Annotated in this window: 11 protein-coding genes; 2 read left to right on the forward strand and 9 right to left on the reverse strand. The window is 44.2% G+C overall.

The genetic code is table 11. The features are described from left to right. Positions 1-188: 188 nt before the first annotated feature. The 5 genes from NFS43_RS23795 to NFS43_RS23815 form a co-directional block, all read right to left on the reverse strand. Entirely contained in the window at positions 189-1,751 is a 1,563-nt protein-coding gene (locus tag NFS43_RS23795) for a fatty acid--CoA ligase (protein ID WP_251555446.1), read from the reverse strand. 92 nt (positions 1,752-1,843) lie between these two features. After that, positions 1,844-3,001, reverse strand: a complete 1,158-nt coding sequence (locus tag NFS43_RS23800) for a thiolase family protein (RefSeq protein ID WP_251555447.1) — start codon at positions 2,999-3,001, stop codon at positions 1,844-1,846. A gap of 17 nt (positions 3,002-3,018) precedes the next feature. Further along, on the reverse strand, positions 3,019-4,164 hold the full coding sequence (locus NFS43_RS23805; protein WP_251555448.1) for an acyl-CoA dehydrogenase family protein: 1,146 nt from the start codon (positions 4,162-4,164) through the stop codon (positions 3,019-3,021). Positions 4,165-4,237: 73 nt separating this feature from the next. Next, positions 4,238-5,983 carry a sigma 54-interacting transcriptional regulator gene (locus NFS43_RS23810; protein WP_251555449.1) on the reverse strand — a complete coding sequence of 582 codons (1,746 nt, stop codon included), beginning with the start codon at positions 5,981-5,983 and terminating at the stop codon, positions 4,238-4,240. 283 nt (positions 5,984-6,266) lie between these two features. After that, entirely contained in the window at positions 6,267-7,034 is a 768-nt protein-coding gene (locus NFS43_RS23815) for a 3-hydroxyacyl-CoA dehydrogenase (RefSeq protein WP_251555450.1), read from the reverse strand. A 245-nt stretch (positions 7,035-7,279) separates the two neighbouring features. Here NFS43_RS23815 and NFS43_RS23820 point away from each other — a divergent pair, with 245 nt between their 5' ends. After that, entirely contained in the window at positions 7,280-8,242 is a 963-nt protein-coding gene (locus NFS43_RS23820; protein WP_251555451.1) for a D-2-hydroxyacid dehydrogenase, read from the forward strand. 16 nt (positions 8,243-8,258) lie between these two features. Further along, positions 8,259-9,188: a glycerophosphodiester phosphodiesterase family protein gene (locus tag NFS43_RS23825; RefSeq protein WP_251555452.1), complete on the forward strand. Its 930-nt coding sequence runs from the start codon at positions 8,259-8,261 to the stop codon at positions 9,186-9,188. Between the two features lie 25 nt (positions 9,189-9,213). Here NFS43_RS23825 and NFS43_RS23830 read toward each other — a convergent pair whose 3' ends face one another. The 4 genes from NFS43_RS23830 to NFS43_RS23845 form a co-directional block, all read right to left on the reverse strand. Next, positions 9,214-9,906: an ABC transporter permease gene (locus NFS43_RS23830; RefSeq protein ID WP_251555453.1), complete on the reverse strand. Its 693-nt coding sequence runs from the start codon at positions 9,904-9,906 to the stop codon at positions 9,214-9,216. Next, complete coding sequence (locus NFS43_RS23835; RefSeq protein WP_251555454.1) at positions 9,899-10,822, reverse strand: ABC transporter ATP-binding protein; 924 nt, start codon at positions 10,820-10,822, stop codon at positions 9,899-9,901. Before NFS43_RS23835 ends, NFS43_RS23830 begins: the two co-directional genes overlap by 8 nt. A 125-nt stretch (positions 10,823-10,947) precedes the next feature. Next, positions 10,948-11,883, reverse strand: a complete 936-nt coding sequence (locus NFS43_RS23840; protein ID WP_251555455.1) for a sensor histidine kinase — start codon at positions 11,881-11,883, stop codon at positions 10,948-10,950. A 2-nt stretch (positions 11,884-11,885) separates the two neighbouring features. Then, positions 11,886-12,584: a response regulator transcription factor gene (locus tag NFS43_RS23845; protein WP_251555456.1), complete on the reverse strand. Its 699-nt coding sequence runs from the start codon at positions 12,582-12,584 to the stop codon at positions 11,886-11,888. Positions 12,585-12,946 lie beyond the last annotated feature (362 nt).

Here is a 12,946-nt window from a genome sequence, read left to right on the forward strand (position 1 = left end):
TATAAACCGCCGCTTCTGTCGCATACTATTTCAACTGTCGCATAACCTTCTCTTACTGGCGGATGATCTTCCCCAACTATCGTATAGCACCTTCCAACTGTCGTATAAACCGCCGCTTCTGTCGCATACTATTTCAACTGTCGCATAACCTTCTCTTACTGGCGGATGATCTTCCCCAACAGCATTGATCACCCCTGTGTGAACAAATCCTCCAACTGCTTCCGCAAAATAAATTTTTGTATTTTGCCGCTCGCATTCCGCGGCAATGCGTCACAGAAAATATATTTTCTTGGGCGCTTATAATTAGCCAATTTATCACTAGTCTTACAGAATTCATCTAGTACTTGATCCGTCAAATTCGGATCCTTTTTCACCACAAAGGCAGTAACCGTTTCACCCCAGCGATCATCAGGCTGACCGACAATCGCGACATCCAGAACGCCTGAATGGCTGTGCAGCAAGTCCTCCACCTCACGAGGATAAATATTCTCACCACCGCTGATTATCATATCGTCCACCCGGTCATTTACATAAAGATAACCATCTTCATCCATGTACCCAATATCCCCTGAATGATACCAGCCCTTGTACATCGCTTTTTTCGTTGCATCCTCACGATTATAATAGCCGAGCATCATACAAGGCCCTTGGACAACAATTTCACCCGTCTCATAGGCCGGAACCACATCATCTGGATCGGAGGGGCCATCCTCTCTCGTCCTGGCAATCCGAATATCATGGCTTAAGGCTGCCTGCCCTGCCGAACCTGCCTTACGCAGCTGGTCCGCCTCAGATAAAAAGGTAATGGCGGGTCCCATTTCGGTCATCCCATAGGCTTGAATCAACGAAATGCCTAAGCGGTCGTGAAGAGCATGCACAAGAGATGGAGCCATCGGAGCAGCACCGTATAAGCCGAGCTTAAGACTCGATAAATCATATTGGCTTAAATCTTCTTGCAGCAGCATGTTCCACATAGTCGGTGCTGCAAAGAGCTTGGTGATTTTTTCTTGACCAATCAGCGAGAGGATGGCTTTAGGATTAAATTGATGTAAGATGACATTTTTAGCTCCAGTATGAACTCTGGGCAAGAACGCACAATGAAGCTCAGCGCAATGAAACATCGGTGCAGTGACAAGACCAACATCAGTAGATTCCAGCTTTTGAGAAGCCATACAGAGGACGCTTTGATCCACCATATTCCGATGTGAATGCATAACCCCTTTAGGACGTCCGGTTGTCCCGCTCGTGTAAATAAATGCATAAATATCGTTTTCGTTCACATCCCCATGGACGTCTTCACTTGAAGCTTCCGCAAGCTTCATTTGATAACTGGCAGCATATTCAGGAGCTGCATCATCAATAAACCAGAAAGAAATGTGTTCAAAACGGTTTTCAATGCCTGCAATCACTGGCTCCAAAGCTTTTTCAAAAAGAACAACTTTAGGGGCTGCATCTGATAAAATGAAAGCAACTTCCTCCGACACTAACCGGAAATTGATAGGATTAAATATAGCTCCAATTTTGGCGCAGGCAAAAAAGGCTGTTCCTAATTCTTCCGTGTTAAACAGGAACATTGAAACCCGGTCTCCTTTTTTTACCCCCTGCTTTAAAAGAGCATTGGCCAGACAGTTTACCTGTTCACTCCATTCCTTGTACGTGTAGCGCACATTCTTTCGCACGTCGTAAATAGCCTCTTTGTTAGGAAATTTTTGTACCGTTAAATCGAAAATTTTGCCAATAGTCGGTCCCATGACATCTCCTCCATTTTTTTAAATGAAAGGCAATCGGGATGGTCCGATTGCCTTTGCTGCCTTGTTATCCTGCACGGTTCCAATATTAAAATCTAGTCTAATCGTTCAATAATTGTAGCATTGGCCATTCCGTGGCCTTCGCACATCGTTTGCAAGCCATAACGGCCGCCGGAACGTTCCAGTTCATGCATCATCGTGACCATTAAACGCGCTCCGCTGCCCCCCAGTGGATGGCCGATTGCTATGGCCCCGCCATTTGGGTTGAGCTTTGCAGGATCTGCACCTGTTTCCTTCAGCCAGGCAAGCGGCACTGGCGCAAAGGCTTCATTTACTTCAAATACATCAATATCATCGATGGACAATCCAGCTTTATCAAGGGCTTTTTTAGTCGCAGGAATCGGTCCGAGAAGCATCATAGTTGGATCATCCCCGACAACGACGCGGGTATTCACCCGGAAACGCGGCTTTAACCCTAATTCTTCCGCTTTCTCACGGGACATCAATAATACGGCCGCAGCCCCGTCGCTGATTTGGCTGGAATTACCAGCATGAATGACACCATCCTCCAAGAAAGAAGTTCTCAGCGCTGCCAGTTTTTCTAACGATGTGTCCTTTCTTGGGCCGGAATCTTCTTTGATAACGGCTGTTGCCCCATCTGGAAGAGTGACTTCAATCGGGGAGATTTCCCGGTCAAAATAACCTTCCTCCTGGGCCCTTACTGCTCTTTTATGGCTTTCAAGAGAGAAACGGTCCAGTTCCTCACGGGTAAAGCCATATTTTTCAGCAATCCGCTCGGCAGACAGCCCTTGATGAATCATTTCATACTTATCTCTTAATTTCGGGCTGAATGGTTCTTCAGCGCCCATATAGTTGGAGCCCATTGGCACCCGGCTCATGCTTTCCACACCGCCTGCCACGACAACGTCCATATCGCCGGCTAGAATTGCCTGTGCCGCAAAATGGACAGCCTGTTGGCTGGAGCCGCATTGGCGGTCAATCGTTGTGCCAGGCACTTCAATGGGGTAACCCGCAATTAACGCTGCTACCCTTGCGATATCCCCTGCTTGCTCTCCTGACTGGGTAACACATCCAAGAATGACATCTTCGATAATGGCTGGAGCGATGCCGGTCCGGTTCACCAATTCTTTTAAGGCAAATGCTGCTAATTCATCTGGACGAATATCTTTTAAAACTCCATTTCTTCTTCCTACAGGTGTACGTACTCCCTCTACAATCACTACTTCACGCATGTTCATCTTCCTCTCTTTTATAATCCAAGATTTTTAACTACGATTGTTTTCATAATTTCATTGGTGCCGGCATATATACTGGACACCTGGATGTCGCGGAAACGTCTGGCAATCTCGTACTCTTCCATATAGCCGTAACCGCCGTGCAGCTGCATGCTTTCAGAGGCAATCCTTTTGGCTATGTCTGTCAGCTTCCATTTTGCCATCGACACCTTGGTCACGACGTTTTGCCCTTCCATGTGTTCAGCAATCAGTTGGTCTAAGAATGCCCGCCCCATTTGGACATCCGCTGCCATTTCAGCAATTTTAAACTGGGTATTTTGGAATTGGCTGATCGGCTTGCCAAAGGCTTCGCGGCTTTTTACATAGTCCATTGTCAGCTTTAGCATCACTTCTGATGCCGTTTGGGCACATACTGCCACCAAAAGCCTTTCTTGTTGGAGCTTCTCCATTAAGTAGTGGAAGCCCCTGCCTTCTTCACCAAGCAGGTTTTCTTTTGGAACCCGGCAGTCTTCAAAAATTAATTCCGCTGTATCCTGACAATGAAGGCCTACCTTATTCAGCTTGCGGCCCCTGGAAAAACCAGGATTATCCCGTTCGATTACCAGGAGACTGATGCCTTTATGCTTTGGCACAGCCTGTGGATCCGTCTTCACGACAACCACTACTAAATCTGATTGAATGCCATTGGTAATAAACGTTTTTTGTCCATTGACAATATAATGGTCTCCATCAAGCTTAGCCGTGGTTTTAATATTGGCTAGGTCTGAACCTGTTCCCGGTTCCGTCATCGCAATCGCTGTCATGATTTCGCCCGTCACGCATTTGGGCAGCCAGCGTTGTTTTTGTTCTTCCGTTCCATATGCCGTAATGTACGGAACGACAATATCACTGTGAAGTCCTATCCCCACTAAGCCGGAGCCAACCCGCTCCAATTCCTCGTTAATGATCACACTAAAGCCCCAATCCACCCCGCTCCCGCCATATTTTTCTTCCACATCAGGGCACAGAAAGCCTTGCTCCCCCATTTTTCTCCAAAAAGAGCGAGGAACCATCCTGTCCTCTTCCCATTGTTCATAAAAGGGATATGCTTCTTTTTCCAAAAACTTTCTTAGTGATTGACGAAAAATTTCATGGTCTTCCTTTAAGTAGGGATGTTTCATCATTTGTTGCCTCCTTTTACAAGTGTTAGCGCTTTCTAAATGGAGTTGCCCAAGCCCCCCTAACCACAGTTGACTAGGTTGGAATTTTGTATTTTTTTATTTTTTCGTATAAACCGGACCGGCTGATCCCAAGCAATTTTGCTGCCTTGACTTTGTTGCCCTTAACATGAATCAGGGCCTTTTTAATGGCAGCCAGCTCCGCGTTCTCCACCATCGACCTAGAAGCATCCGGTTCTGTTAACGATACTTTCGCTGTTAAATAATCTGGGAGATCCTCGAACTTGATTTTACCGTTTTCTGCAAAGGTCATCGCCCGTTCCAGAACATTCCGCAGCTCCCGGATATTCCCCGGCCAATCGAAATGGGCCATTGCCGCTTTGGCACGGTCCTCGATACCGGTAATCGAGGTACCCAAAATTTCGTTCAACTCAACCATAAATTTTCCAATTAGAAAACTGACGTCATCGGGACGTTCACGCAGCGGCGGCACATGCAAGGAAATCACATTTAAACGGTAATATAAATCCTCCCTAAACTGGCCTTCTTTCACCATTTGCTCCAGATTTCGATTGGTGGCGGCAATAATTCTGACATCCACCTTTACTCTTTTCGTGCCGCCGACCCGATAAAATTCCCGCTCTTGGAGCACACGCAAGAGCTTTGCCTGTAGAGTGAGGGCCATATCGCCGATTTCATCAAGAAACAAGGTGCCTCCGTTGGCTAAATCAAATTTGCCGATTTTGCCCTTTAGTCTGGCACCGGTAAAGGCCCCCTGTTCGTAGCCAAAAAACTCTGATTCAAGCAAATCCTCGGGAATCGCTGCACAGTTGACCACCACAAACTCACTGCCGCTTCTTGTACTGCTGTTATGGATGGCATGAGCAAACAGTTCTTTCCCTGTGCCGCTTTCACCGCGGATTAAAACGGTGGACCTGCCTTTAGCCGCTTTGGCAGCTGTCCGTTTCAGTTTTTCTATATGCGGGTCCTTGCTTAAAATATGGTCCCATGTAAACTGGGCCGATTCCGGCCTTTGATAGGGCTGTTGATAATAGCGGGCCTTACTTTTCTCCCTTAAGGGTTTTTTAAATAATTCACTGACCTCATTTAATTGTTTATAGACTACCTTGCCAATGGCCCCAATTACTTCCCCCTCTTGTAAAATCGGAATCCGGTGAATGATATACTTGATGCCATTGATTTCTAAGAATCCGCTTACTTCAGCAGCGTGTGATTGATAGACACGATCCATATGCAGTTGGGGCATTACTTTTGAAACGGGCTGATACAGAACTTGTTCGGACTGAAGGTTAAATAATTCAAGGATTGGCTCGTTCGCCATTTGGACTTGCTTATGCTCATCCGTCATAATGATCCCGTCAAAGGCGTGGTCAATGACCGTATCCAGTGTTCTTGTTAATTTTTTTACCATTTGCAATTCCTGGGATGCTTGCAGCAGTGCCATTACCATATCGGTTTTCGTAAGGATCCCTGCCACCCGATTGGATTCATCGACTACGACACCAGTGCCAACTTTGCTTGTCCTGACAAGCTCTTCAATTTTCTCAAATGGAGTATCGACTTTGATCGTTTCGACTTGTTTCTTTATGTAATGTCTGATGGGAGTGTTAAGAGGGGTTTCTTGGATGATCATATGATACAAGCTGCTGCGGGTAAAAACACCGATTAAAATTCCCTTCGGATTGGTTACTGGAAGGATGTTCCACTTCTTGCCGGCCATGATCCTAAAGGCTTCTTTCAAGGTAGTTCCCTCCGTTGCCATACAATCCATCGGAGTAATAATATCTTGAATTTGGAGCATGTGATCACTCCTAACTTTTGAACCTACCCCTATTGTAGCAAATATACTATACTTTTTTGAATATTTTATTTACTCAAAATTCCTTCTTTTACATTAATAGTATGGATAAGGAGAGATACTGTGATGAATTCTACAAAACGGATGAGGTATTTTGCCATTTAGAGCCGGGATTCTTCAAAAATTGGAGTTTTTCTACAAATAGTAGGTTGAATTCTACAAATATTGTAAATAATTTCCTATCTTAAAAAAAAGGACCCGTCTAGGGACCCTTTCATAGTAGAATCTATTTCGGCTGCATGCGAATGGCACCATCCAAGCGAATCGTTTCCCCATTTAGCATCGGGTTCTCAATAATACTCTGGACCAGCCGCCCATATTCGCTAGGATATCCTAATCTTGGAGGGAACGGCACTGTTTTTCCAAGGGAATCCCTCGCTTCCTCAGGCAATGTATCAAACAGCGGTGTATGGAAAAGTCCTGGAGCTATGGTCATCACCCGAATACCGTAGCGGGCCAGTTCTCTGGCAATCGGCAGGGTCATGCCGACAATTCCGCCCTTAGATGCGCTATATGCCGCCTGGCCAATCTGCCCCTCAAAGGCGGCAACCGATGCCGTATTAATCATCACCCCTCTTTCCTCATGTTCATTCGGCTCATTGCCAATCATTTTTTCCGCCGCAAGCCGGATTACATTAAAGGTCCCAATTAAATTTACTTGGATCACTCTAGCAAAATTAGCTAGATGATGAGCCCCGTTTCGCCCAATGACCTTTTCTGCTGCCCCAATTCCGGCACAATTGACAAGGGTATTAATGCCGCCCATCACATCCGCTGCCTGGTTGACTGCCGCTCGTATGTCCTCTTCCTTCGTCACATCCGCCCTGATAAATAAAACGGACTCTCCTAATTCTTCCGCAAGCTGCCTCCCTTTTTCCTCCGACTGATCAAAAATCGCCGCCTTGCCGCCTTTTAGAACAATGTTGCGAACCGCCGCTTCCCCAAGTCCTGAAGCCCCGCCGGTTACGACAGCTAAACAATCTTCTAATCTCACATAAATCCCCTCCCAAATCATGGCTCACTCAGTTTTTAATTTGCAATTTTCATGCCAAGCCATTTGTTCTAAAGGGACAATGAGATTTAATAAAGGTGTATGTTTTTTGGACAATTTATAGAAGGAAAGTGTTCAATCTCCGGACAGTCACAGCCAGGAGTTAGATTTTTGCATTTTTTCAACCTATTTTTTGAATAAAGCTGTTATGATAAAAACAGAAAACTCTTCAAATAGGAGGACTAAATATGCCCAAAAGAAAGCTTGTGGTTACCAATAACCTGACAGAGGAACTGTTCCAGCAAATCAAAGAAATAATCCCCGGCTGGGAGCTGATTGCTTCTAAGGATAAAGAGATTTGTCAGGAGCATGCAAGAGATGCGGAAGTGATTGCAGGCTGGAGGCGTGGATTGGATGAATATTGCCTCGGTCCTGAGTCCGGGCTCAAGTGGGTGCAAACCTGGAGTGCAGGAGTGGATTCCTTGCCGCTAAACAAATTACAGGCAGCCGATATCCTATTAACAAGCGCCAATGGGGTCCATAGCTATCCCATTTCCGAAACCATTTTTGCCTTAATGCTGGGATTAACGAGAAAAATCCACACCTATGTAAAAAATCAGCAATCCAAAACATGGCATCATGCCAATATAAAATTGGAGATACATGAAAAAACCATCGGAATCATTGGTGTAGGAGCAATTGGCAAAGAAACCGCGAAAATTGCCAAAGCCTTTGGGATGAAGGTGCTTGGCGTCAGGCACTCCGGCATGCCTGCCCAGTTTGTCGATGAAATGTATAAAATAGACCAGCTTGATCTGGTATTGCCACAATGCGATTATGTCGTGATTACTTTACCGCATACAAAAGAGACCCACCATTTGTTTGGAATCAAACAGTTTCAGTTAATGAAACCTGCTGCCTTTTTCATCAACATTGGCCGCGGGGAAATCGTCGTGGAGAAAGAATTAATCGCGGCCCTCCAGCAAGGTATTATTGCAGGAGCGGGATTGGATGTGTTTGAAACGGAACCATTAGCGGCAGAAAGTCCGTTATGGGAAATGGAGAACGTGATTGTCACCCCGCACACTTCCGGGGCAACAGAGCACTATAATCAACGGGTCATCCAAAATATTTTGATTCCTAATTTAAAAGCTTATTTATCTGGAGCAATCCCCGCTATTAATCTAGTTGATTATTCAAAAGGATACTGAGAAAAGGAGATCTTTCATGCAGCAAGTTACACTCGAAAAACCAAGAAAAAGACGGCGCCTTGCTGCCGTCATAAAATTCCTAATTCCTTTACTCATCCTTTTCCTGTTAGGGATTAATTTCGTCCCCGTCAAAAAAATCAATGAAAAAAGTTTTTTCCAAAATGACCGCCCTTTGGTGATTGCACATCAAGGCGGTGAACTGCTGGCCCCGTCCAATACCATGGCCGCCTTTCAAAATGCAGCAGATATGGGGGTCGATGTATTGGAGACGGACCTTCATATTACAAAGGACGGTTATTTGGTCGCAATCCATGACCCAACGGTTGATAGAACCACAAATGGGCATGGTAAAGTAGCAGACCTGACACTCGAGGAAATTCAGAAACTGGATGCCGGGTATCATTTTAAAGACCTGGATGGCAGCTACAGCTTCCGGGGCAAAGGTGTTTATATTCCCACGGCTGAAGAAATGTTCCAAACGTTTGGGGATATGAGAATTGAAATGGAAATTAAAGATGATAACCCGCCGGAACGGTATGAGGAAATGGCCGCTAAGCTATGGTCGCTGATTGAAAAGTATCATATGGAGGATAAAATCTTAATCGCCTCCTTTGACCAAGAAATCTTAAAAACGTTTGAGAAATACGCAAAAGGCCGGGTCGCCACTACAGCAGGAAAACAAGAAGTGAAAAACTTCGTCATTTTCCATAAGTTTTTCTTAAGAGACCTTTACCAGCCACAGGTGGACGCTTTTCAAATCCCGACCGAAGACAGCGGCTTTGACTTAACCGATCAGAAGTTGATTGACGGTGCGCATCGCCGCGGCATGCAAATCCATTATTGGACGATTGATGATCCAAAAACAATGAAAAAACTGCTGGATGCCGGTGCTGATGGAATCCTGACCAACCGCCCGGATTTATTATTGGAATTACTGAAAAAATAAAGCTGCTTTTCCAGCAGCTTTATTTTTAGTTAACATCTATTTTTTCAATATTTCGGAACGAGAAGTAAGCGATAAGGCAGCCTGTAAGCGCAAGTGCGATTGGAATCGCAATGAATCGATAAATATCCACATCATCAGCTGTTGAGTTGGTTAAAGATACCAAAATAATCGCTGAAACAATGGTTGTTGGAACTGATTTTTTCTTCATTCCAAAATACAGCGGGATTAACGCCATCCCTGCAGAAGCAATCGCACTGAGGATCAAATCAAAGAAAATGCCAGTTACTTGTCCTAGAGTCAATGCCTCGGGGACAAAATGCCAAATGGAATCAGCCAAATAAAACACAGTCCCGATGAAGAACGTCGATAACATGATCGCTAAAAAGGTAAAGCAAGCGACAATCATGAGTTTGGCAATGATCAATTTTTTGCGGTGAATCGGATACATAAATAAAAGCGTGATCGACTTGCTTTTATATTCCTCAATAATCAGCCTCGAAATAAGCACCGCGGCAAAGATAATAAACACCGGCCTGACAATACTGCCAAGTAATTCAAAGGTGACCTCATAGTTTGGGAACGCAATACCTCCTTCACTTTTTTCTGCAAAATAGATTAAGCACAGCATCCCCATCATAGCGGCATTGGCAATCCCTACACTTTTTAAATAAGAAAATAACTTAAACTTTTTTATTTCAAGCCTGATTAATTTACGCACTGATCCCGCCTCCATTTAACAAGGTTAGAAAATAATCTTCGAGCGAATGGTTCTTTTTATTCATTTCCTCAATCATGACACCATTAAGAATAAGTGTTTTCGATATTTCAGATTGTGAAAGAGCAGTATCATAGATTCTAAAGCGTGAGCTATCGACTACTTTAAAATTCTCCAGGTGAAGAATCTCATCCAAGACATAAAATGCCTTTTTCACATCGGTTACAGCCAGTTCAATATACTCCGTATTTTGTTCATGTATTTCATCCATTGAAACTTCTTTTATTAGTTTCCCGTCATTAATGACCCCAATCGTATCAGCGATCTGCTCCATTTCACCAAGAATATGTGATGAAACCAGCATCGTGATTCCATACTCATGGGACAGCATGTGAAACAGGTCGCGCAGCTCCTTAATCCCCACCGGATCGAGGCCATTAATCGGCTCATCCAGAATCAGCAATTCGGGCTTAGTAATAATCGCCCGGGCAATCGCCAGACGCTGTTTCATCCCCAGTGAAAACTCCTTTACCGATTTATTGTCGATATTTTTTAATTTTACTAAATCCAGCGCGGAATCAATCGCCCGTTTATCATAATAACCCATATATTCACAGTGCAATTCCAGATTTTCTCTTGCTGTCAGCCTATCATAAAAGACTGGATACTCAATGATGCTGCCCATTCTTTTGAATAGTTCATAGGAGGTGTTGGTTAATTTTTCTCCAAAAAGCTCAATTTCCCCGCTTGTTGGTTTGACAAGATTGGTCAGCATCTTCATAATCGTCGTTTTCCCGGCACCATTTGGGCCCAAGAAACCGTAAATTTCTCCTTTTTTTACCTTCATATTGACATTCGCCACAACTTCCTTGCCTTTGTAGGTCTTGGTCAGTTGATTGGTTTTAATCACGTAGCACATTTATTTCAGCTCCCCTTCGTCTTAACTAATTCTTATTTTAGACAACGAAATTTTCTTTTTTATTAATCAAATCTTACAAAAATCTTAAGTTAAAGAAAGGGTGCCAAAGAGGCACCCTTAGCAATTTAATATGTAATTCTTTTTAGTTGAATCGTAAAAGTGGTTTTTTCATAGGGCTTGCTGGTGAGAAAGATGTCTCCATTCATTTTTTCGACGAGCCTCTTGGTGATCGTCAGGCCCAGGCCGCTGCCTTGATAGGATTTATTGCGGGAATCCTCCAGTGTGTACATTCTTTCAAAAACCAAATCCTTGTGCCGTTCGCTGATTCCTTTGCCTTTATCCCAGACATCAATATAAACAAATTGTTCGTCGCTTCTTAAGGCAATTCCGAGGGTTTTCCCTTCTCCGCCGTACTGGATTGCGTTCGAAATCAAATTATTTAGCACCCGGTCCAGTGCATCTTCATTTCCCAATCCGTAAAGATTACCTTCTGGAAGGTCAATTTGCACCTCAAAGCCTTTAGTTGTTACTACTTCATAAAAGCTTAAGATATTTTTCCGGCACAGCTCATTAAGGTTGACTCTCGTTAAAGGAATATCTTTATCACCAGACTCCAGTTTGGCCAGATCAAAGAATTTTTTAATCAGCTCCAAAACCTCGACCGTTTTTGCCTGCACTTTTTGCAAAGGTTCTTCCGATTCATGATAGCTTCTCTCGGGGTCATTCAGAATCATTTCAAGATACCCGAGCACGACAGTCAGCGGTGTTTTTAGATCGTGTGAAATATTGGAGAGCATTTTTCGCATCGACAGTTCCGTTTTGTTGTAGGCTGCAATCGTCTTTTGATTGTGCTCCAGAAGACGGTTGACCTCAATCAGGACCTTTTTTAAATTTTCATCGGTTGTGTGCAATAACAGTTTTTCATCGGTTTTTTCGTCAATGATTCGCTTTAGTTTTTCATGGAGATACCCCAAATTTTCTGTGTGTTGTTTTTGGGTTCTCCACTGCTGGATGTTCAATCCTATTAAAATCAATATGACAATGAGCAAAAATAGGATCATGGCTAGAACTCTCCAAGCTTATAGCCAATGCCCCATAACGTTTTTATGTAAGTTGGCGAAGAAGGGTCGTCCTCAATCTTCTCTCGTAATCTTCTCATGTGGACATTAATGACATTTTCATCTCCATAGTAATCTTCCTCCCATACGAGACTATAGATTTGCGCCTTGGTATAGACGCGGTTTGGATGGGAGATAAATAGCTTTAGAATTTGAAATTCCTTTGCCGTTAATTTGACCTCTTCGCCTCGTTTGTGGAGCGAAAAATTATCTAGATCAAGGGTCAGCTCCCCGGCTGCCATTACGCTTGCCTCCTGTTTTTGCACTGTACGCGAATAATGGGTTGCCCGCCGGATCGCAGCTTTCACCCGTGCTGTCAGCTCAATCATTGAAAATGGCTTGGCAATATAGTCATCGGCGCCAAATCCCAAACCTAGCGCCTTGTCCAGGTCGCCATCCTTTGCTGACATGATCAGAACCGGTACCATGCTTTTCTCCCGAATGATCTTTAAAAATTCCATTCCATCTAATTTGGGCAGCATGAGGTCCAGAAGAATTAAATCAAATGTGCCGCTTGCAAACACTGCTAGTGCCTCTTCCCCATCGAATGCCGGCACTACCTCGAAGCCTTCTTTCATGAACTGTCCTTTGACCATGTCACTTATGGCTGTATCGTCTTCTACCAATAAAATTTTATGGCTCATCTCTATCCCCCGCCTGAGGCTTTCTCTATAAGGTTATTTTCCATAGATTATGTCTAAATTCCTTTTTTTTTGAAAAAAAAGAGAGGCCAAAGCCTCATTCTCGTCCTTTATTCTACAATGGGGTCTGCTTTTCGACAATAGGGAGCCTCTTTCCGACAGTGGCTGCTTTCTTTCTGACAGTTGACACCTCGCTTCCGTTAGTCGGATCACCCTTTCCGACAGTTGGACCCGCTTCCGACAGTGACGGCCTGCTTTCCGACAGTTGACACCTCACTTCCGACAGTTGGATCACCCTTTCCGACAGTTGGACCCGCTTCCGACAGTGACGGCCTGCTTTCCGACAGTTGACAACTCTCTTCCGA

Origin of the sequence: Neobacillus muris (assembly GCF_943193175.1) — a bacterium.
In the GTDB taxonomy this organism is placed as follows: domain Bacteria; phylum Bacillota; class Bacilli; order Bacillales; family Cytobacillaceae; genus Neobacillus; species Neobacillus muris.

Excerpts from the sequence above, each read along its gene's own strand:
- NFS43_RS23795 (WP_251555446.1), bottom strand. The coding sequence starts at position 1,751 with ATGGGACCGACTATTGGCAAAATTTTCGATTTAACGGTACAAAAATTT.
- NFS43_RS23800 (WP_251555447.1), bottom strand. The coding sequence starts at position 3,001 with ATGCGTGAAGTAGTGATTGTAGAGGGAGTACGTACACCTGTAGGAAGA.
- NFS43_RS23805 (WP_251555448.1), bottom strand. The coding sequence starts at position 4,164 with ATGAAACATCCCTACTTAAAGGAAGACCATGAAATTTTTCGTCAATCA.
- NFS43_RS23810 (WP_251555449.1), bottom strand. The coding sequence starts at position 5,983 with ATGCTCCAAATTCAAGATATTATTACTCCGATGGATTGTATGGCAACG.
- NFS43_RS23820 (WP_251555451.1), top strand. The coding sequence starts at position 7,280 with ATGCCCAAAAGAAAGCTTGTGGTTACCAATAACCTGACAGAGGAACTG.
- NFS43_RS23825 (WP_251555452.1), top strand. The coding sequence starts at position 8,259 with ATGCAGCAAGTTACACTCGAAAAACCAAGAAAAAGACGGCGCCTTGCT.
- NFS43_RS23835 (WP_251555454.1), bottom strand. The coding sequence starts at position 10,822 with ATGTGCTACGTGATTAAAACCAATCAACTGACCAAGACCTACAAAGGC.
- NFS43_RS23840 (WP_251555455.1), bottom strand. The coding sequence starts at position 11,883 with ATGATCCTATTTTTGCTCATTGTCATATTGATTTTAATAGGATTGAAC.
- NFS43_RS23845 (WP_251555456.1), bottom strand. The coding sequence starts at position 12,584 with ATGAGCCATAAAATTTTATTGGTAGAAGACGATACAGCCATAAGTGAC.